At 59.5% G+C, this 21,350-nt stretch carries 16 protein-coding genes and 2 pseudogenes; 10 read left to right on the forward strand and 8 right to left on the reverse strand.

The window, feature by feature from the left end; genetic code table 11:
• Window positions 1–36: 36 nt before the first annotated feature.
• The 4 genes from VK92_RS15265 to VK92_RS15280 form a co-directional block, all read right to left on the reverse strand.
• Window positions 37–2,010: an aconitase family protein gene (locus VK92_RS15265; RefSeq protein ID WP_048028023.1), complete on the reverse strand. Its 1,974-nt coding sequence runs from the start codon at window positions 2,008–2,010 to the stop codon at window positions 37–39.
• A gap of 107 nt (window positions 2,011–2,117) precedes the next feature.
• A complete protein-coding gene (locus VK92_RS15270; RefSeq protein WP_048028025.1) occupies window positions 2,118–3,005 on the reverse strand; it encodes a LysR family transcriptional regulator in 888 nt (295 codons plus the stop codon).
• A 417-nt stretch (window positions 3,006–3,422) separates the two neighbouring features.
• On the reverse strand, window positions 3,423–5,054 hold the full coding sequence (locus VK92_RS15275) for a hypothetical protein (RefSeq protein WP_131723245.1): 1,632 nt from the start codon (window positions 5,052–5,054) through the stop codon (window positions 3,423–3,425).
• A gap of 256 nt (window positions 5,055–5,310) precedes the next feature.
• Window positions 5,311–6,930, reverse strand: coding sequence for an LVIVD repeat-containing protein (locus VK92_RS15280; protein ID WP_048028028.1), 1,620 nt, complete (start codon window positions 6,928–6,930; stop codon window positions 5,311–5,313).
• A gap of 1,092 nt (window positions 6,931–8,022) precedes the next feature.
• Here VK92_RS15280 and VK92_RS15285 point away from each other — a divergent pair.
• Window positions 8,023–9,231 carry a hypothetical protein gene (locus VK92_RS15285; RefSeq protein ID WP_131723246.1) on the forward strand — a complete coding sequence of 403 codons (1,209 nt, stop codon included), beginning with the start codon at window positions 8,023–8,025 and terminating at the stop codon, window positions 9,229–9,231.
• A 446-nt stretch (window positions 9,232–9,677) separates the two neighbouring features.
• Here the strand turns inward: VK92_RS15285 and VK92_RS42475 are convergent, their stop codons facing one another.
• Window positions 9,678–10,160 carry a helix-turn-helix domain-containing protein gene (locus VK92_RS42475; protein WP_165589111.1) on the reverse strand — a complete coding sequence of 161 codons (483 nt, stop codon included), beginning with the start codon at window positions 10,158–10,160 and terminating at the stop codon, window positions 9,678–9,680.
• 689 nt (window positions 10,161–10,849) lie between these two features.
• Window positions 10,850–11,551 (reverse strand): FadR/GntR family transcriptional regulator, encoded by a 702-nt coding sequence (locus tag VK92_RS15290; protein ID WP_048028030.1) that lies wholly within the window; start codon window positions 11,549–11,551, stop codon window positions 10,850–10,852.
• Window positions 11,552–11,718: 167 nt separating this feature from the next.
• On the opposite strand from VK92_RS15290, the gene VK92_RS15295 reads away from it, so the two are divergent.
• The 4 genes and pseudogenes from VK92_RS15295 (at window position 11,719) to VK92_RS15310 (ending at window position 15,751) form a co-directional block, all read left to right on the forward strand.
• Entirely contained in the window at window positions 11,719–13,245 is a 1,527-nt protein-coding gene (locus tag VK92_RS15295) for a UxaA family hydrolase (protein WP_048028031.1), read from the forward strand.
• Between the two features lie 149 nt (window positions 13,246–13,394).
• Window positions 13,395–13,867 (forward strand): annotated as a pseudogene (locus VK92_RS15300) (2-keto-3-deoxygluconate permease).
• A 202-nt stretch (window positions 13,868–14,069) separates the two neighbouring features.
• A complete protein-coding gene (locus tag VK92_RS15305; protein ID WP_048028033.1) occupies window positions 14,070–14,813 on the forward strand; it encodes an SDR family oxidoreductase in 744 nt (247 codons plus the stop codon).
• Window positions 14,814–14,902: 89 nt separating this feature from the next.
• The gene (locus tag VK92_RS15310) at window positions 14,903–15,751 is read left to right on the forward strand and encodes an ureidoglycolate lyase (RefSeq protein ID WP_048028034.1); all 849 of its coding nucleotides are present in this window, start codon (window positions 14,903–14,905) and stop codon (window positions 15,749–15,751) included.
• A 368-nt stretch (window positions 15,752–16,119) separates the two neighbouring features.
• Here the strand turns inward: VK92_RS15310 and VK92_RS42480 are convergent, their stop codons facing one another.
• Window positions 16,120–16,317, reverse strand: coding sequence for a hypothetical protein (locus tag VK92_RS42480; RefSeq protein ID WP_048028035.1), 198 nt, complete (start codon window positions 16,315–16,317; stop codon window positions 16,120–16,122).
• Between VK92_RS42480 and VK92_RS40040 the strand changes: the two are divergent.
• Window positions 16,298–16,498, forward strand: a pseudogene (locus tag VK92_RS40040) (transposase); the annotation flags it as partial. The gene VK92_RS42480 and the pseudogene VK92_RS40040 sit on opposite strands and share 20 nt — an antisense overlap.
• 169 nt (window positions 16,499–16,667) lie before the next feature.
• Here the strand turns inward: VK92_RS40040 and VK92_RS15320 are convergent.
• The gene (locus VK92_RS15320; RefSeq protein WP_048028037.1) at window positions 16,668–17,150 is read right to left on the reverse strand and encodes an Lrp/AsnC family transcriptional regulator; all 483 of its coding nucleotides are present in this window, start codon (window positions 17,148–17,150) and stop codon (window positions 16,668–16,670) included.
• Window positions 17,151–17,304: 154 nt separating this feature from the next.
• Here VK92_RS15320 and VK92_RS15325 point away from each other — a divergent pair, with 154 nt between their 5' ends.
• The 4 genes from VK92_RS15325 to VK92_RS15340 all read left to right on the forward strand — a co-directional run bounded on the left by VK92_RS15325 (window position 17,305) and on the right by VK92_RS15340 (window position 21,103).
• The gene (locus VK92_RS15325; protein WP_048028039.1) at window positions 17,305–18,498 is read left to right on the forward strand and encodes a pyridoxal phosphate-dependent aminotransferase; all 1,194 of its coding nucleotides are present in this window, start codon (window positions 17,305–17,307) and stop codon (window positions 18,496–18,498) included.
• 239 nt (window positions 18,499–18,737) lie between these two features.
• Window positions 18,738–19,517 (forward strand): ABC transporter substrate-binding protein, encoded by a 780-nt coding sequence (locus tag VK92_RS15330; RefSeq protein WP_048028041.1) that lies wholly within the window; start codon window positions 18,738–18,740, stop codon window positions 19,515–19,517.
• Window positions 19,518–19,613: 96 nt separating this feature from the next.
• Entirely contained in the window at window positions 19,614–20,282 is a 669-nt protein-coding gene (locus VK92_RS15335) for an amino acid ABC transporter permease (protein ID WP_048028042.1), read from the forward strand.
• Window positions 20,283–20,317: 35 nt separating this feature from the next.
• Window positions 20,318–21,103, forward strand: coding sequence for an amino acid ABC transporter ATP-binding protein (locus VK92_RS15340; protein WP_048028043.1), 786 nt, complete (start codon window positions 20,318–20,320; stop codon window positions 21,101–21,103).
• The last annotated feature ends 247 nt before the right edge of the window (window positions 21,104–21,350 follow it).

Raw genomic sequence — 21,350 nt, forward strand, 5'->3', positions numbered from 1 at the left:
GATTACTGCGCCGCCGCGCCGGCGGCAGCGGCTCGCTTACGGGTACTGCGCCTGCAATTCGGCAAACGAAGCGATGCGGCCGGCGAGCGCGCTCGCAACTACGGTCGGCGGGCTCGCGAGCCATACCTGCCCCGGTCCGGACCGGCCGGGGAAGTTGCGGTTGATCGCGCTGATCGTCACTTGCCCGGCATCCGTCGACGCGCCCGGTCCGCAGTTCGCGCACGCACCGCACGACGGCTGAAGCAGAATCGCGCCGACCCGTTCGAACGTGTCGAGGTAGCCGCGCCGCGCGCAGTAGTCACGCACGTCCGACGTGCCGAACTGCAGGTAGAGGTTCACGTCGGCCGGCACGCGCAGCCCGCGCGCCGCCGCCCATGCGAGCACTTCGTGGTAGTGATCGAAGTCGTCGCGCTTGCCTGCCGTGCACGAACCGCCGTACGCGATGTCGATGCGCGGACGCTCGGCCAGATCGCTCAGCGCGACGCCATTCCCCGGATCGCCGGGCGCCGCGAGCATCGGCGTGATGCGTGCGCAGTCGATGTCGATCACGTCCGCGTACGGCGCGCCGGCGTCGCTGCACATCCACGGCTCGATCGCGAAGTCGATCCCGCGTCGCTCCTTCAGGAAGCGCACCGTTTCCGCATCGGGCGCGACGATGCCGGTGAAACCGCCGAGTTCGGCGGTCATGTTCGTGAGCGTCGTACGCTCGTCAGTCGACAGTTGCGCAATCGCGGAGCCGGCGAACTCGAACATCTTGCCGACCCCTGCGCCCGCACGGATCTTCGGATCGGCGAGCAGATGCAGCACGAGATCCTTCGCGGTCACACCCGACGCAAGCGCACCGTTGTACTCGACCCGCAGCGACGGCGGCACGGTCATCCGCACCGCGCCCGTCACGAACGCGTTCGCCATGTCGGTGGTGCCGACGCCGAACGCGATGCAGCCGAGCGCGCCGCTGTGCGGCGTGTGCGAATCCGTGCCGACGACGACCTGCCCCGGTAACGCATAGCACTCGGCCATCATCGCGTGCGAGATGCCTTCGGAACCCTCTTCGATGCCGGTGCCGTCCCCGGCTTCTGCCAGGTAGCCGTGATTCGTCAGCCCGAAATCACTCGCGAACTGCCGATGCGCTGCCGACAGCTCGCGCACATCGGGAAGCAGCCCGTTGCGCACGTGCAGTTCGCTGCGATGCGCATACGACAGGTGATCCTCGAACGCGAGGATCGTCTCGGGGTCATGCAGCACCAGCGGTTTGGCGAATGCCGCGTGCAGCATGTGCGTGGCCATCCCCGTGTAGTACTCGTGGATGAAGCGCCAGTCCGCGCGAACGAACACACCCGCGCCCGGTGAGATCGACGTTCCGGTGCCTTCGGTGCGCAGCACGTGGCGCTCCAGGATCTTTTGCGCGAGCGTGCGGGGCGCGCCATCGGTCCTTTCGCCGGTATCGCACGCGGCGTCGACGTTGCGCATGTGTTGCGCACCGTAGCGCAGCAGACCGCCGCTGCGCAGGATCGATGCGGCCAGGCTGTCGCGCGACGCGACCAGTTCGTCGACGTCGATCGGCTCGCCGCGCCGGATGCGCTCGATCAACCCGAAATCCGTCGACGTGAACAGTCCGAGGTTGTCCGCGTTCTGCCGATAGATCCGCTCGAAGCTCTTCGCGATCACGAGCCGGATGCCCGCGCGGTATTCGGCAAGCGGGCTGTGTTCGCGCGACGAGCCCTTGCCGTAGCGATGCCCGGCAACCGTCACACGAAAGCCGCCCGCGCGCACGCCATCGGGCCCCACCGGATTGCGGCCGCCGGTCCGAAAGCCGAGATACGGGAAGCGGCCAAGGCGCTCGTCGAAGCGTGTGAGCACGCTCATTGGCGTGATTTCATCGGTCGACACGTCGTCGCGCAGCGGTCCCGCGTCTGCCTCCGTCAGGTCCACGCCGCCGAGTTGCCGTTCGACCCGTTCCGGATCGTCGCAAAGAAACAATATCCGTCCCGCCACATCCACTGTCGCCATCTGATTTCTCCTTGAACGGAAATCTAGACGGCTGGCGCAGCAGAAACGAAGTGCTCGATCGGCAAGCGGGGCATCGCCATTCGCGATGTCCGCGTAAACCCGCTGCGTCAGGCGGCCGCGAGCGCGTCGATCAATGCCTGGACGCACTTCAGGCGCGACGACTTCCTGAGCGCATGAACCTGCAGCGCGCGTTCGCGCGCCCACGGCTCGTCGAGCGGCCGGCGCACGAAGCCGTTTGAGCCGGCGAACGCCGACGCCGCGCTGGTCGGCACGATGCCAATCCCGAGCCCTGCTTCGACCATCCGGCACTGCGCATCGAAGCTGTTGACGGTCACCGACACGTTCAGCGCCATGCGCACGGCATCGGCGCGCTCCTTCAGCGTCTGGTCCAGCGAGCCGCCCGCCTGCAACGCCACGAGCGGAAAACGCAATACGTCGCCGAACGTCGGCGCGGGGAGCGCGGCGAGTTCATGATCGAGCGGCAGCACTACCATCAGCGGATCGTCGGCGAAGTGCCACGATTCCAGTCCGCCCGGGATCTCGCCGCACGCCGAGATGCCGACGTCCGCACGATCGTCCACACATGCGCGGATCACTTCGTCGCTGATCTTTTCCGTCAGCGCGATCTGCACGAGCGGATAGCGCGCCTGGAACGCCTTCAGCCGCTCCGGCAGGAAGCCGACGATCGCAGACGCATTCGCGTGCAGACGCACGACGCCGGCGACCTCGCCGCTCAACGACTGGACTTCGCGTGCGAGCGACTGCAGCTGGTCGTGAACCGATACGGCGCGGGAAAACGCGTGACGGCCGGCTTCGGTCAATTCGACACCCGACGGCGAGCGAATCAGCAACGGGACACCCATCGCCGTCTCGAGATCGGCGATGCGCCGGCTGAGCGCGGAAGGCGCGATGTGGTTGCGGCTGGCGGCGCGCGCGATGGCACCCTCCTGCACCACGGAGATGAACAACTCAAGGCTGTATGGATCGACTCGCACGCCACCAGAATCAATGTCGGGTTTAATGGCTCACCGTTCAAGCTGTTCTGAGCGGCACGTCGGCGGACGTGCTCTTTGCCCAAAGCGCACTTCTACACAACCAGATCCCTCGCTACTGCGATAGCGACATAATAGCAGACGTGCTCTAGTGAGCCCGGTAGGGGGAACGACCGTGAGAAAACGTCCGGTACGGTCGAGTAGAGCAATCAGACCAGCGCGGTCCAGTCTGGTCACCACTAAGGTGACCGGCCCGGATCGTGTAGCCTGGAATAGTCTGGAGTCGGCGAGTCCACTCGCCAGTTCGTACCCGAGTCGATTGCGCATGTCCTCCATGCTTGTGTCCGGCGTATCAGGGGGCTGCTCCAGCAGGGAGCCATGATGCTCACTCATCGAGTGAGAGTCACACATCACGGAAGATCAACCGAATGGGAGCGACAAGATGTAGAGGCCGCCGACTGTAAGCAAGAGTGTCAGCACAAGAGCGGGCGCATGGATAAGCAAAGCGCCCTTTCTTGTGCGACCGACAATTGTCGAAACAGCGTGAGCGACAATTACGCCTATTAGGTGGCCGACCAAGATGAGAAGTACTTGTGCGTGCCAAACCCAATTCATGCCCAACAACTGTTGTACGGGTGAATCAAGTGCAGAAGCCAACCCAAGAAGATTCCAACCCTTGCCGAGTGGGTCCGACAGCAAGGAGGGCGCACTGGAAATCTGAGCAATAAAAAATGTGAAGTAATGAGCGACGTGGTAAAAAACTGCAATTGGTAACAAAAGCATGCAGAATCGGCCAGCGAGGCCGGGCAATGATTCCGATGACTGGTTGTCCAGCGACCGCTCACTATCTTCGGGATCGCGAGGGTAAGCGTTCGCCGGCGAACCTCTCAATGCGTTGTTTGAGTGAAGCGTAGTGCGACTGTTGGGAGTAGTTCGAGCCCGAACAACCCAGCGCATCGCAACCTTGCAAGACGCCATCGTGCCTAGGTACGCCAACAGGTAGACGAAGCTAGCACCGTAAAGCATCACTGTCTGGTAGACCCAGAAAAAATCCGTTGCGAGCAAATAGTTGCTCCGCAAACTGGGATAGATAAACGCCGCACCGGCGTAAACGTAGTGCCAAAATAAGGATGACCAAGGAGCCGTCTCGTGCAATCCATCGTAAGCCGTCGACGCGAGCATGAATGTGAGAAATAAAACGACAGTCCAATGTTGTGGTTTCGTCAACCGCTCGAGTGGTTTGTCCAACGAAAAATGCACAGCAGCCGTGATGTCCGATTTTAGCTTCCATTCAAACGGAGACATTTGAGAGCACAACCAAAACAACACTCTGAAAGGATCGAAATATGCGACCCAGGTTTGGCGTCCGAAAAGCAATGACCCGACCAGAGCATAGCTGAACAGTGCCGCGACTATCCAGGTCACCTCAAGCGGAACTGCCTTTCCAAACAACTCAAGACTGACGATCAGCGCATATGCCGCCAAGGCTGGGAAGTAACCTAACCGTTGATCGTACCGAAGCAGGCCTTTCTCCGTTCTGGGAACCCATGTAGAAGCGATCGCTAGAAATAGCTTAAATGGATTGACGTACGTGTAAAAGTCGCCGAAAACGACAGTCAAATACAACATCCCGATGTACAGCCAAACCCAAAAGACGTTCATCCCGATGTTTTGGAACGCGTTTTGTGGACCTATAACTCCCAGTACAGCCGAAGCAACTAACAAGAGTAAGAGCACAAGCGACGTGCCGACGATCAACCCGTTAGGCACGTCACAAAGTAGTCTGGCCTGGCGCACCCGCAGTGTTCCTTTCCTACCGAGCGCGACCACGGCATACGTGAGCAGTAACGCTGAAACCGACGCATATGAGTACAGCCAGAGTGGCAGCGGAAGGTAATAAGGTGCGCTCCACGCGTGAGCGTCCGCCCGGCAAGTCATGGCGCCAAGCAGGAAGAGCAACAACAATCTACGCATCACGCGTTCTACAGCATCTCCATAAAGACGTCTCTTCCCCCCGGGATTTTTCCGGATTGGGAACGGATGCGGTGACATTACCTTCGCGTTAAACAATTCGGTGATCCAGAAAAGCGTCTTGAATCAGTAGCCATATCGACCTGAGTTTCCGACCTTTCGATGAAGATGCATAGATCCTGTTATATCCAGGACGCCAGCCGTCTGGCGAAAAGGACAACAACCATCTTCCACTCGAGGTCAAATCGTTTGTGCTATCCAAAGTCGGGCGTTTAACTGGAGCTGCAACACTATTTACCCGCTTGCAGCTCCGCATTGCTCTTATGAGCCTCCTCCGCTAGTTGCCCGCCACGACTGCCTTGGTGCTCTCTGGGAACGGCCACACGCCATTGTCAAAGCTCAGCACTAACATGCCGTTGTCTTGGCAGGCGGTAGTCAAGAGGTGTCGATCAAAGTCGAAATCTAGACGCGCCGAGCACCAGTCAGGACCGCCTTGCTTGTACTGTCCGAACATCAGGTGGCCGGAACCAGCGCCCGGATTTGAAACGCTCGGCGGGTTGAAATATGCGATCTCCTTCGGAGCAGCAGGGTCCCTGATGTCGAACACCCTTATCCCAGAGTTGAAGTAACTGCAAGCTAAAGCCGTTGCATTTTGCCTATTGTCCACGGAGCAATAGTGGCTTCCATACGTGAATCCTTGGAGGCCCATCAAGTCTGGAATTACTTGGCTGCAGTTGGCTACCACATGTGTTTCAAGCCTCAACTCCGAGATCAGTTTAGGCGATGATTCGTCGGTAGCATCATAGATGTGGGCCATCGGAAACGGAGACAGATTCGCATTACAAGCTGTCTTCACCGAAGCAGCTGCGGAATCAGCCGCGCCGCCTGCACCGCCCTCATCTGCCTCCAGAATGTATGGTCGCCCCTTTACCTTGAACGATAAAGTATGCTGAGCGGTGCTACCGTTCTTGACGGGAACGGTTGAAATGAGGTGCATCTTTGCGCCAGTCCGACGAGCCTGCACTTCGCTAGTGTCAATAACAAAGAATCCGTTGCTTCCTTTGAGCGCGGCATTATTCAGTGGCGGTGGCCCGTCGCCGTATGCCCCCATGTTACCGGCTGCCACAAAATAGGCTCTCGTTCCATCGTCGTTGACCGATAGACCATGAGGTACGAACCCGAACCCAAGTTCCTGCATGCTGATCGACGAGATCACCTTCGGACGACTCGGAATCGTAAGATCGACGGCGTAGTATTCCTTCGAAAGCGGACTGCCGACAAAGTATGTCAGCCCGTCTTCCGAGAACGCACCCTCATGCCCCAGCGGCGCGGTTTGTGGCGTTACACCCCCATCAACCCCTGTTCCGACCGCAACACTTGCCAGTAATTGCGGATGAGTGCAGTCACTTGCTATGTCATAGATGTCGATCTCGGGACCACCTCCGCCGGCCAGACCATTGTCAGCGGCCAGGATTCCGCGCTTTTGATTCACGCGCAACGATTCCCAAGGATCGATCATCGCGACCGAAGTCAGCGACTCAACTCGAACGGGGTTCGCGGGGTCGCTGATATTGATAACCGGAACCCCCGGATGCAAGCGAGGCGGTGCAGCAGGATTAGAATAGGCTGGCGTTTGCCCCATTGTCGCATGGTAAAAACACGTTTGGCCTCGCTGATCGGTGTAGGTCGCAGCGGACCACGAGGCGCCTTCGCCTTGAAGCTGACTAACGAGCTTCAGATTGCAATTGAAGCCCTTAAAGCCACCTTGACGAAGGGCTGCGGGCACCTGCCCTTGAAGAGCGGTCTCTGGACTACTACCAGCGCTACAATTGGTTACCTTCGGCACCACGTAGTCCGCGACCGACTGCGTTGGCGTCGAGTCATTCGAACCACCACATCCAGCGAACGACATCACGGCAAGTAGCGTGAAGTACATCCTGCGACTGAGCATTACCATTTTCACTACCCCAAGGAGTTTTTCAGTTTTGTGGATAGACCTCTACCGTCGCGATCTCAAGTTGCTCTCCGTTAGTCGGATGGAAATGAAGCGAGAAACGACCCGAGCGCTGCGGTAGTATGTCCATGGACGTTCTCGATCCAGCAGCGCAGCTCGAAAACGCACCAGGTATCTCGTGCACCATAAGAACGCCTGGTTCACGCGAGAGCACTTCGACATGAGTTAGATATCCTTCCGAAAGGACCAACCTAGGTCGATTAGGCGATCGCAACACTTCATCGATGTCGAGCACGATATTTCCGTCAGACGCCTCAGGTTTCGACTGAAGATTTGACTTGAAGACGAAGTAGCAAGTGCAAAGCACACAGCACATCGCGGTGATCAACAATGGGCGCCCCCAATTAGGAAGCAGCTCTACGCTCTTCTCACCAAGCCCTTCATCGCAAGCCTTACCAGTCATTTCAGGTTTTCTCATAAAGTTCCGATGATGCTATCGCGCACCCGTCGAAAGCGATTTCAATAAATTGCGAACTTTCACGAAATTGAGTACGGACAAACCCCAGCGCCTAGATACTACGAAAAGTCGCTGTTTCGCAGAATCACAACGACAGATTCGCATCGGGTTTGTACTCAGGCGGCAATGCTTGCATGAGCATACAGAGGCGGATAGTCTCCACTCGAACAAGCAGACCGTTCTCCGCGAAGAATCCATCACGCACACAGTCTCAGCTACCCCTGCCATAAAGGCCGGCACGGTGCTATCTATCAAAAACTGGATATCGGCTTGAGAGATGGCTCTTACAGCGAGCTAGTCACCACCTTTGACAAAAACCACAGGCAATGAGCAATATCTCAATCACCATCACGACAGATGTTCCGCTCCGGAAAATTTGGTCTCTCGGGCTACCTCATGGCTTATCGCTTCGAAGCCCGTTCTCGCCTACGTGCCGGTCTGTACGTGTGATGGGCACGTGCGTCGCGTTAGTGATCGTTGCGGTTCTACGGCCGGCGTATGCCTTTGAGTCCGATGTGCACTTCGGACTAACTTTATGGTTAGCCGAACAAGCTGGATTTAGCAACGAACAGGCACAAATGATTGCGCTCGGCGATCAAAGGGTCGACGGGGGGTTGATCGAAAATATGAACTCTCCAATGCAATACGCCTGCTTAGCCCCCTATATCAATGATGCTCGGGACGCTCAAGCGATGCACTTTCCGAGTAGTGTGGAGGTACCCGCGCTTCCGCAGGACCGCGAGGTGCAGGTCGACTCAAATGCAACCACTCTCGCAGCGACGCAATTGTTGTCTAAGGCCCAACAAAGACCGGAGATCATGCTACAACTCTTCGGCAAGTCGCTTCATCCGCTCCAGGACTCGTTCGCACATCGCGGTGTCCCCGACTTCGGCGACGTCCCGTCAACGTATATGCGTTGCGCCGCGCGGCTTTCAATGAGTGCCCCCAAAGATCGGCAAAAGGGGAACTATCATACGGCCGAGGTAACTTATCTCTGGCCGAACGATGTTTTGCGCATGGCGCGCGAGACCTACGAGTTCCTGCTCAAGTACCCTGATTTGGATCGCACAAAGCGGGTGGGCGCGCGGTGGGAGTCGATATCGAGCCAAATCGTGACTTTCTCCGCGGCGAAAACCAAGGCGCAAAAGGCTGCGTGGTTTAGGCACCGGGGAATCACTGACGTGTCTTTCCTCGACGGTATAAGCCTAAAGGACGGTTCCGGTTGGACAGCGGTCCGGTGGGCGGGTCGTAGATTGCCCGCTTTTACGTCCGACGGGATGAATCAACGGAGCGCTCATCCGCTAATCGTCCAGTTCTATCGCGCGTTTCTCGACGATTGGCTGACCGGAGGCGCTACGGTAGGCAAACTGGCCAAGTATCTAAAAAAAAATGCAACTCATCCGCGTCAAATGGCTGACCCTTCTCTAGAACTCCAGCTTTGGGCCTGGAGGCTTCGCGACCACGGCGCAGCGATTCCTTTCTTGTTCGGAGAAAGCAATGGAGAAGTAGCGAAGCCCAATATCGCAACGATCATGCGGCGACCAGGGGCCATTGCGACTTACACCAAAATTACTGACGCTGTACTTCCCGTGCTGCAGGAAGGCGAAGCTCCTTCACCAATTCTGCCATTCCTCGTACTGGAGATTTCGAAAGCCTCTTCTGAACTACCCCGTGCGGTGGCTCTTGTCCGTTTGCGTGATGCGCCTTATGAGACAGTTGCAATTGGAGCAGAAAGCATTGACGGCGAATGGGCAATTACGAATGTATGGTCGACGTTTGATTATTGAATAACTTTGGTACCGCGTATCACCGCCCCGCCGCACCGCGATAGCTCGCGGCGGGATCGCTCAGCGTCGTAGCAGTCTTGGGGTTGTAATGCAGACTCAAATGGAAACTCAACTAGGACGCACAGCCTTGGCGCTGCGATAGTAGTTGGGGGCTGCGAGCTTGTTTGACCGATCGGCACGCCTGCTCCGGTAGTGTTCCACTAAGTAGTCACGACCGGTCTCTTCAGCGCGGGGCGCGTCCACGACCTATTCCATGGACTATTGCTCGCACTTCATCGACAGTTCGCGTTCCTGTTGGGAAAATTGTCTCCGAAACACTAACACTCATTCGAGTTCAGGATTTCTAAAACACATCATCCACGGGCCATTTCGTGGTTCACGACGTCACAGCTCTGCGACGAATATCGATCGTGATGCGCACGATGTCGACGTGCTCCGACTGATGACTAATGCGACTTCCGGATAAGGCAAGATGGTGGAACGCCCCAACGTTTCTTGAAAACCGTTGAAAAATGACTTCCACTCGCGAAGCCGCAACGTAGCGCAGCTTCAGTGATACTACACTTCCTTGAAATAATCAGGTTCCTGGCACGTTCCAAACGTTCATTAACTAGAAACTGATGCGGAGAAGACCCGGTGACCTTCTTGAAATATCTGATAAATGAATAAAGGTCGCCAGGGTATTGAGCAGCATCCGCGATCGACTGCAAAGTAAGATTCTCATGACAGCACGTCGCGATAAGTTCAACCGCTCGGCGAATTGATGCGGCGTGACCACATTCCCGGACTTCCGCTGCACCAGCCAACTTGGTCAGTCGGTGCACGGCGGCTGCGAGCAGCGCTTCACTGTATGCGTCGCCGAAGGGTTTTCCCAATAACCAATCGTGGTGTAGCGTCTTCACGATCTGTGGCAGCAGATCGTCAGACAATCCGACTCGCGGAGTAAGGCTAACGCCAGCGTCTACCGCAGAACTCACGATTCCCGAACGCTCGAGCCAGTTTGAGTCGAAGAAGAGTGTCAAGCTTTCGGCTGACTGCGTCCAGCGCCCAGATATAGTATGTCCAGGCGGTAGGTAAGATATAGGGCCGGGATGTTTGACGAGTTTCCATCCATCGTCCTCAGTCCATAGCTCAATGCTTTTCGACTGAGTAATCGAACAGGTTATGCTGAGGCTCGAAGAACGAAGGTCTGTGACCTCCGACGGTTGCGTGATGCAACGTTCGATGAACGCAGGCGCGCTGACACGCGTTACGTCGCTGCTATGCCAAGCAGAGGGCGGAACCCATTCCTCCCACGTGCCGCCTTGACCGCGAACCCGTATATTTCTCGGTAGGACTTTCATCGAAGGTACCTCTCCCGCTGTCGACCGTCTGATCGTTGACGTCCCGTGATTCGTGTCAAATCAGTCGCCCACCACCCATTGCGCGTGTGCTACCAGTGCCGTATATGGTATGCCGTTTGTGCAGAGTGCACTACTTAAATCAGCCGACTGTTGGGCACGACATTCGCGAATGTTGGACGCCGAAATTTTCCAACTAAGACCGGGACGGAAATTGGGCTAGCCTCATGCTCACTTGACACCGGACCCGCTAATGGGTGTCAAGTCGGGATGCCAGCCTACACGTTGAACTGATTGCCGACGTAGTCGATATGCACAAACATCGCCTGCTGCGCAGCGTCCGGATTACGGTCGCGGATCGCGTAGTAGATCGATTCGTGCTGATGCAAGCGGGCACGTGCTTGGATCGCTCCATTTGCGTTGTTTACGGTCGCATCGTAGGTATTGCTCGCGATATGCTCGCGCAGCATCGTGATGATGCTCGCGTAAAACTGGTCGAGCAGATGGTTATGGGAGGCCGCTGTGATCGCGGCGTGAAACTCGCCGTCGATGGCGGCTTCTTCATCTACATCGGCGTGAAGGACGGCGGTACGCATGCGTGCCAGAATCGCCTCGAACTTTTCCAGATCCCGCTCCGACGCGCGCTGTGCGGCAAATCGCACCGCCGCGCATTCGAAAACCAGCCGGAATTCGAGCGTCTCGGAGCGCAGCGGCGGTGTGTCCACGATCAATTGCAGCCACGGCGCCGCCAACCTTGCCGGCTTTGGACTCAGCAGATAGACGCCGCTGCCGCGTCGCGTCTCGAGGATACCCCTGCTCGCGAGCCGCGCGACGGCCTCGCGCACCGTTGTGCGCGACACGCCGAACGATTCCGCAAGCGTGCGCTCAGATGGTAATCGCTCGCCGGCGCCCCAGCGTCCCTCCTGTATCCCCATCTCGATCCGCTTGATGGTCTGGGCCAGCGCACCCGCGCTCCTCATACGATTCTCCACCTTCGACTCTCTTTCTCGATCGTGCAATAAAAGTGGTCGGACCAATTAACGTCTATTTCCTGGCCGGCCTCATGATGCGCTTGCTCGGCAAGCGTACGCAGGCCTCATCTCAGACGCGCGGCCCGGCACCCGCCCCCTCAGACAGAAGGATCATGATGAGCCAATCCTCGCTCGCCATCAAACTGCACGACGACGACGACGTGCTGATCACACGCGGCGCCCTTGCCGCAGGGACGATTCTCGCCGATTTCGGAGGCCTCGCCGCCGCGACGGATATTCCGCCCGCCCATAAGATCGCCTGCCGCGATGTCGCACTGGGCGCACCCGTGCGTCGTTATGGTCAGATCATCGGCTTCGCCACGCAGCCGGTCCGCGCGGGCGACCACGTGCACGTCCACAATCTTTCGATGGGCGACTTCGATCGCGACTATGCGTTCGGCGAGGACATCAAGACCCTCGAGCCCGCAACCGTTCCTCTGACATTCAACGGTTTCAGGCGCTCCAACGGCCGCGTGGCCACGCGCAACTATATCGGCGTGGTCAGCACGGTGAACTGCTCGGCGACGGTGACCAAGCTCGTCGCGCAGCACTTCAGCGCCCCCGGCATACTCGACGCCTACCCGAATGTTGACGGCATCGTGCCGATTACGCACAGCTTCGGCTGCTGCATCGATCACCACGGCGAAGGTGTCCAGCAATTGCGCCGCACCATTGGCGGCTACGTGAAGCACCCGAACTTCGCGGGCGTCGTGATCATCGGTCTCGGCTGCGAGGCGAACCAGATGGGCGCGATGTTCGTCGCCGAAGGCATCGAACCGAACGAGTTGCTCGTGCCGCTCGTTATGCAGGAACAGGGCGGCACGCAAAAGACCGTCGACGCCGCGATTGCCGCCGTGCAACACATGCTGCCGGTCGCCAATAGGGCCGCGCGCGAGCCGCTGCCGGTCTCGCACATCAACATCGCACTGCAATGCGGCGGCTCTGACGGTTATTCGGGCATCACGGCCAACCCCGCGCTGGGCGCGGCCGTCGATCTGCTCGTGCGCCATGGCGGCACCGCCATTCTCTCGGAAACCCCGGAAATCTACGGTGCCGAACACCTGTTGACGCGCCGAGCGATCAGCAAGGAGGTCGGCGAGAAGATCGTCGAGCGCATTCACTGGTGGGAAACCTATGCCGAGCGTGAGAGAGGCAGCATCGACAACAACCCGACCCCGGGCAACAAGGCGGGCGGCCTGACCACGATTCTGGAGAAGTCGCTGGGCGCGGTCGCGAAGAGCGGCTCCTCGCCGCTGATGGGCGTGTATCGCTACGCGGAACCCGTCGATACGCACGGCCTGGTTTTCATGGACGCGCCGGGCTACGACCCGATGGGTGCCACCGGCCAGATTGCGAGCGGAGCCAACCTCGTGGTGTTCACGACGGGCCGCGGATCGTGCTTCGGGGCCAAACCCGCGCCATCGATCAAGGTCGCGACGAATTCCAAGATGTATGCGCGGATGATTGATGACATGGACATCAACTGCGGCGAAATAATGGAAGGTACGGCAAGCGTCGAGCAAAAGGGGGAGGAAATTTTCCGCATGATTGTCGAAATCGCGTCGGGCAGGAAAAGCAAGAGTGAGGCGCTCGGCGTGGGCAACGAGGAATTCGTGCCCTGGATGATCGGCGCGCAGATGTAACCATGACGATACCGGAGGATACCAGGGCGCCGGACTGGAAACGGCCGCGGTCACACGGACCGTGCGTTGCTATTGACGGTTGATTCAAAAACCATTCCGTCAATGAAATGAGAATGCGGACGCACATGAGCGCGTTCCAAGGAGGCGACATGAAACTGAAGCAAGCTATCGATCGAATCCCCGGAAGCATCGTGCTGGCTCCGATGTTGCTCGGTACGTGCGTGCATACATTCGCGCCCAACGCGGGCAAGTATTTCGGGTCGTTCACCAACGCGCTCATGACCAGCACCGTGCCGATCCTCGCGGTCTGGTTCTTCTGCATGGGCGCAACGATCGACCTGCGGGCTACCGGGATCGTGATCGTCGTGACCGGCGTACTGCTCATGCTCGTCGACCGCTTCATCGACGGCGGTAACGGCGCGGCCAGGCTCGCTGCATCGTCGACGGCGGGCGCCGCCGTCGCGAACCCGACGCACATCGCTGAGATGAATCCGCGCTTCAAACCGATGGCCGCACCCGCGACGGCGATGGTCGCGGCCTCATGTCTGCTCACCGCCTTGTACCGATCCTGACGGCGCTATGGGCAAAGCCGTCCGGGAACGTGGCATGCAAGAGCCGTTGAACGACAGGCCAGCGCTGGCGGAGTCATCGGCGATTCAAGAAGCAGTTGTCAGGGATGGATTCCATTGAGCAAAAACACATGACTTTGGAGTTTGGGTCAGACGGCGATTACCTCGTTCTGGCTCACCTGTCATATGAACACATTCAACATGACTGATTGCGGATCCATATCCGGTCCAACACCCACCTTTCGGGAGCTATAGATGGCACAAAGACTTGCAGGCAAGACTGCGGTGATCACCGCAGCAGCACAAGGCATCGGTCGCGCGACCGCCGAGCTTTTCGCGCACGAAGGCGCTCGCGTGATCGCGACCGACATCCGGATCGATACACTGTCGGGCGGCCCGTTCGAGGCGCGCGTGCTCGACGTGCGCGATGCGGCGGCGATTGGTGCGCTGGCGCGCGAACTCGGTTCGATCGACGTGCTGTTCAACTGCGCGGGCGTCGTGCACGCGGGTAGCGTGCTCGATGCGACCGACGAGGAATGGGATTTCGCGTTCGACCTGAACGTAAGGTCGATGTACCGAACCATCCGGGCATTTCTGCCCGGGATGCTGGAGCGCGGGCGCGGATCGATCATCAACATGTCGTCGGCGGCGTCGAGCATAAAAGGCGTTCCAAACCGGTGCGTGTACAGCACGTCGAAGGCCGCGGTGATCGGGCTGACGAAGGCAGTCGCAGTGGATTTCGTCGCGAGCGGCATCCGCTGCAACGCGATCTGTCCGGGCACGGTCGAATCGCCCTCTCTCGAAGAACGGATCGTCGACCAGGCGCGCGCCCAGCAGACGTCGGTCGACGCTGTTCGAGCGGCGTTCGTCGCGCGTCAGCCGATGGGTCGAATCGGCAAGGCGGACGAGATTGCCGCGCTCGCGTGCTATCTCGCGTCCGACGAGTCGTCATTTACGACCGGCAACGCGCACGTGATCGACGGCGGCTGGTCGAATTGACGCGCGGTACGGCTTCGTACAAGCGTGGACGTTGTGTAGCGCAGGTTCCGTGGTACTGATCAAACGATTTGATACGAGAGGTGGAATAGATGAAACTGTTGCGATATGGCCTCGTAGGCCAGGAAAAACCCGGTTTGCTCGATGCCGAAGGCCGCATCCGCGACCTGTCGGCGACAATTCCCGACGTCGCGGGCGACGTGTTGACCGACGCGGGCCTTGCGCGGCTGCGTGCGCTCGATCCCGCGACGCTGCCGCTCGTGGCAGGTGAACCGCGCATCGGGCCGTGCGTGGGTCGCATCGGCAAGTTCGTCTGTATTGGCCTCAATTATGCGGACCATGCGGCCGAATCCGGCCTGCCGGTGCCGACGGAGCCCGTTGTGTTCGGCAAATGGACCAGCGCTGTGTGTGGCCCGAACGACGACATCGAAATTCCGCGCGGCTCGGTGAAAACCGACTGGGAAGTTGAACTCGGCGTGGTAATCGGCAAGCATGCGAAAAACGTGAGCGAAGCCGAAGCGCTCGACTTTGTGGCCGGTTATTGCGTGGTCAACGACGTTTCCGAGCGCGAGTGGCAGGCCGAGCGCGGCGGTCAGTGGGACAAGGGCAAGGGCTTCGATACCTTCGGCCCCATCGGTCCATGGCTCGTTACGCGCGACGAGGTGCCCGATCCGCAGAATCTGTCCATGTGGCTCGAAGTGGATGGTCATCGCTACCAGAACGGCAACACGCGGACGATGATCTTCAAGGTGGCGACAATCGTGTCGTATCTGTCGCAGTGCATGAGTTTGCAGCCAGGTGACGTGATTTCGACGGGTACGCCGCCGGGCGTCGGATTGGGCGTGAAGCCGACGCCGGTGTATTTGAAGCCGGGCCAGACTGTGCGCCTCTGTATCGAAGGGCTTGGCATGCAAACGCAGAAGACGCGCGCGGCCGACTGACGCCACCTTACTATCCATGCTCTCGGATTCCACCCGAAATCCAGGAAAACGGATGGCACGGAGTCCGAGGCAAGGCGTGTGAACGGCGGTTGAATACAGAAAATAACCGGCGACGTCACACTGCGGCAGTGCCACGCAGGCATGAAGACAGGCATCGCGGAAACGTTCAGCGCGCTGTGAGCGGAACGTTGATGCAGGGTGCGGCGTAAGGAGCCCGCGGGGCGACTGGAGACGTGCCCTGCATCAGGGCGGGCGGTCGGCATGATTGAAAGGCGTTTGCCGAAGAAGAACAACAGGCGCAGCGCAAACCTCAACCGCCTAATCCCAGTCCGGCGCCGCGTCTCCACAGTGGGGGTCACATGGCAGGCCTATCGGCCGGTCGGAGAGCCGCGCGAGCCGTCAATATCGCATCGCTCACGCGGCCCGTCGACCTCGTTGAATTTCTCATCCTTCGCGTTCTGGAGGGAACCGCCAATACAGCCGTCCACGGGCCGCCTGTAGCCGTTGATGCGCAGCGCCTTGCCGAGCGCGATGCCAGGATCGACAATCGGACTGCTATCGACCATTGGCGACGTCGAGCGGTTTACTAGTCCAGAGAAGCTAGTGAGCTACTTCGGACTCAATCCGTCGGTCTATCAGTCGGGCCCAACACCGACCAGGCGCGACCACATCACCAAGCGCGAGCGCTCTTACGCACGGGCGAGTCTGGTCGAGGCTGCCTGGGGCGCCACGCAGGCGCCTGATCCCCGCCTCTGTGCCTCTGTATTTCTAATGTCGAGTCTCTTCGCTGCTGCGCTATGAGCGATCGGCCGTTATCACGAGATACGCATGTTCAAGGACTACAGGTGACCGCCTTAGCGGAAATAGTGGACACGATTGGCGGTTCAACGGACACCATTAGCGCAACTTCCAAACTTCAACCCCCGTCGATCGGCAACGTACCACCAATCTTGATCTCCTGCAGCGTGAAGCTCGTGTAGACGTTCGCGACGCCGGCGAACGCGCGGATCTCGCGCACCAGCCTGGTAAACGCATCGTGATCGGCGGCCACCAGTTCGATCTGGTAGTCATAACTGCCGGAGAGACTCTGGCAGGAGATCGCTCCCGGCATCTCGCCGACTTCGCGCTCGAAAGTCACCGCCGTCGGCAGCGAGTGTTCGCGCATCTGCACGCTGACGAAGCCATGTACGCTGAGGCCCAGCATCTTGCGGCTCAGTCGTGCGTGATAACCCTCGATGAAACCCGCCTCCTCCAGCAACTGAACGCGCCGCCAGCAGGGCGACTGCGACAGCGACACCTTTTCCGCCAGCTCGGCCATCGTCAGCCGGCCATTCGCTTGGAGCGCCTCCAGAATCTGGCGGTCAATATGGTCCAGATTGCCGATCGATCGGTTTCCCATTTGTAGTCCTGATTTTGGAAGGAATTTTCATAATTTAGCGCAATCAATAATTTTTTCGGCAAAAAAATCCATCTTCGTGACGAGATAATGGGATCCATCCTGAGCCTGACGTGGCCCCCCGCTCGCGTCTCAACCTTCTCTCCGAATCCGCACCATGACCGAACACCTCATGCATTCCGTCCAGGCGAGACCTTCCATTCAAAACCTGGCGGGATCCCTGCTCCGGGACATCGCGAACAGTGCAATGGGACGCGCGGACGTCGCACCGTTCTGGTTCGGCGAATCCGACGTACCGACGGCACGCTTCATCCGTGACGAGGTCACGCGTTCACTGAACGACTGCGAAACCTTCTATTCGGAGAATCTCGGCCGGCCGTACTTGCGGGAAGCCATCGCGACTTATCTGTCCGGCCTGCACGACAGACCGATTGACGTCGCGCGCATCGGGGCGATCAGCTCCGGAGTCACGGGGCTGATGATCGCGTCGGAGCTGCTGCTGTCGGCCGGGGACCGCGTCGTGGTCATCACGCCGCTATGGCCCAACGTCTGCGAAATCCCGAAGATCCTCGACGCGCAGGTGGAGCGCGTGTTGCTGCACGTTTGCGACGGACGTTGGACGCTGGATCTCGAGCGGCTACTCGACGCACTGACGCCGAAAACCCGCGCGCTCTTCATTAATTCGCCAAACAACCCGACCGGCTGGACCATCGACGAGCCGACCGCCGACGCGATCCTGCGGCACTGCCGCAAGCACGGAATCTGGATCGTGTGCGATGACGTGTACGAGCGGCTCGTCTACGACCCAAACCAACGTTCGGCTCCGTCATTCCTAAAGCTCGGAGAGCCCGACGACCGGATCATCTCAGTCAACAGCTTCTCGAAGGCGTGGGCGATGACCGGCTGGCGGGCGGGTTGGATGGTAGTGCCGCCGGCCCTAGCCCCGGATCTCACCAAGGTCGTCGAATACAACTTCTCATGCATGTTCGAGCCGGTGCAGCGCGCGGCGGCGATCGCCCTCCAGCAGGGCGAGCAGGAGGTCGAGCGGATGCGGGCGATGCTCGCGCACACACGTGCGCTGCTGGCGAATGCACTGACATCGCTGCCGGGTATCGAGGTGCCCGATGCCGGCGGCGCGATGTATCTGTTCTTCCGCATTGCCGGGCACGACGATTCGGTCAGCCTCGCGCGGCAACTGCTGAACCAGACCGGCCTCGGCCTCGCGCCGGGCGCGGCTTTCGGTCCCGAAGGGGACGGGTGGCTGCGCTGGTGCCACGCCGTCAGTTCCGATGCGAAGCTGCTCGACGGCGTCGATCGCCTCGCCGGCTTTCTCTCTCGCGCGAGAGCCTGACGCATGCTCGGCATGCGTAATGGGAGCACCGCCCGGTATGGCGGCCGCGGCGCCTGACGAAACCCCGCGCCGTTACCCGGCGGTTGTTCGCGGGCTTGCGCACTGCATAGGCGTCGTGCCGCCTGCCGGACCTTTGAGCCAGACCCAGACTTGTCGCCGTCAACAAGTCGCACAACGACATGCGAGCTCGATTCGACCACACCGACGTTTCACTAATCACACCGACACAGGGGACCCCGATGTTCAAGAAAATCACTCTCGTTACTGCAATGCTGTTCGCCACCAGCGGCGCGGCGCTCGCCGCGGATTTCAACGTGGCCGCGAACGTCGCTAACGTACCGTTCGAATTCGAGGACGGCCAGGGGAAGCTGTCCGGCTTCGAGGTCGAGCTACTTCAGCTGGTCGCGAAGCGGTTGCACAAATCAATCGAGTTTACGCCGATGCCTTTTAACAGCCTGTTCGCAGCGGTGCAGTCCGGCCGCGCAAACGTCGCGATCGGCTCGATCACGGTCACGAAGAAGCGGCTCGAATCGGTGGCGTTCACGCAGCCGTACATCGATGCGAACCAGTGCCTGACCGTAGCGACGAAAAGTGGCATCCGGGATCTCGACGGGCTGAAGGGCAAGCAGGTGGCGGTCGTCACCGGCACTACGGGTGAGATGTGGGCGACGGAGAATCAGACCCGCTACATGGTCGCGGGTATCAGCCGTTATGACAGCACCGCTGATCCGATGCTTGACATCGCCACGGGCCGCATCGCTGGGCTGGTTAACGACTGCGCGAACGATGCGTACTACATCCGTGACAAGCCGCAGTACACGATTGTCACGAGCATTCCGACTCACGAACAGTTAGCACTGATGTTCCCGAAGAACAGCCCGATGCTCAAGGAAGTCGACGCAACTCTCTCGAAACTGAAGCAGGACGGCGAGATCGCGAAGCTGTATCGGAAGTGGTTCGGCACGCTCCCGCCGCAGAATTCCAGCACTGTTACGGTTCTGCCGATTCCGCAATCCTGACTGTGTAACAAATCAATAAGTATTCCTTTTCGATCAAGCATATGCGAAAGTCGAGCCGAACCGGTTCGCCGCCGGCTCGCATCAACGTACACGCCTATGGACATCTTCACTACCTTTTTCAACCTCGACGTGTTGCTGAAAACGTTGCCGACGCTGCTGCAGGGCTTCGGTTTAACCGTGCTGCTTGGCGCGACGAGCCTGTTCTTCGCCGTCCTGACCGGCCTCGTGTTGGTGCTGCTCCGGATCTACGCGCCGCGCCCACTCGACCGGCTCGCCGTTGCGTACATCGACGTGTTCCGTTCAATTCCACTGCTGGTATTGCTAGTGCTCGTTTATTACGCGTTGCCATTCGTCGGCATCCGGCTCCCGCCGTTCTGGGCCGCGACCGCCACACTGTCCGCCGTGGCTTCCGCCTATATGGCCGAGACGTTTCGCGCCGGCATCGAGGCCGTCCCGAAGGGGCAGTTCGAGGCGGCCCAATCGCTGGGCTTCAGTTGGCCAAGGATGATGGTCGATGTCACGTTGCCGCAGGCGATGCGTCTGGTGATTCCGCCTGCCACCGGCGTGGGCGTAAGCCTCATCAAAGACACGGCTCTCGCGTCGGTGGTCGCGATGCCCGATCTGCTTAAGCAGGCTACGCAGGCCCAGGCGTTCTATGCGAATCCTTCGCCATTGATCGGCGCGGCGATCCTCTACGTGCTGCTGCTCTGGCCGCTTGTGCGATTCGTCGGCTTTCTGGAAACGCGTCAGAAGCGTCGCAGCTGACGGTTTTCCCTCACGCTGAAATCTCGAGGTAACGCATGAATCAACTTCATTCCGGTGAATCTGACGCGCCGTCGTTCATCACGATCACAAATCTGGACAAACACTATGGCGCATTCCACGCGCTCAAGAACATCAACCTGCGCATCGAGCGCGGCGAGGTCATCGCATTGCTCGGGTCGTCCGGCTCCGGCAAGTCCACGCTGATTCGCTGCATCAATCTGCTTGAGGGATTTTCGTCCGGTAGCATCGTGGTCGACGGCATGAACGTGGAAAAGGGCAGCAATCTGGCAAGGGTGCGCGCGGAAGTGGGAATGGTTTTTCAGCAGTTCAACCTGTTCCCGCACATGACGGCGCTGCGTAACGTCGCGATCGCGCCGGTCCGGGTTCGCGGCATGTCGTGGTCGGATGCGCAGGCGCGTGCAAAACTGCTGCTCGAGCGCGTCGGTCTGGGCGAGCACATCAATAAATTTCCGGATCAGCTGTCCGGCGGTCAACAGCAGCGTGTCGCGATCACGCGCGCGCTCGCAATGGAACCGCAGGTACTGCTGTTCGACGAGCCGACCTCCGCGCTCGATCCCGAAATGGTCGGTGAGGTACTCAACGTGATCCAGAGCCTCGCCGCGACCAGCGGCGTCACGATGCTGATCGTCACGCACGAAATGGCATTTGCCCGTCGAGTGGCTGACCGGATCGTCTTCATGGAGAAGGGGCAACTGATCGAGGAGGGGCCGCCCGATCGCTTCTTTGATAACCCGCTGACAGAGCGCGCACGACAATTCCTTCGCACGGTTGTACGGGCACCGCACGCGAGCCCAGCCTGAGCCCGGCGGCCATCCCGCCCGCATCGACAGTCAAACGGAATTCCCATGCATTGCTGTTGCTCGATCCGTCTGGCGATGCGCCGGGACTGGCTGGATTCAACGCTCGTCTCGACACGCACGACAGCGACCTGATCCACTCTTGGTCGCCGTCTGTCGTACGAACTGTCAGCCTCATGGGTGCCTTGTCCATCCGTGCCGTCGATCTTCCTGCCGATAGCACCGTCGTTTGATCTTCACCGGTGTCGTC

This window comes from Burkholderia sp. LK4 (assembly GCF_001043615.1).
GTDB lineage: Bacteria > Pseudomonadota > Gammaproteobacteria > Burkholderiales > Burkholderiaceae > Burkholderia > Burkholderia cepacia.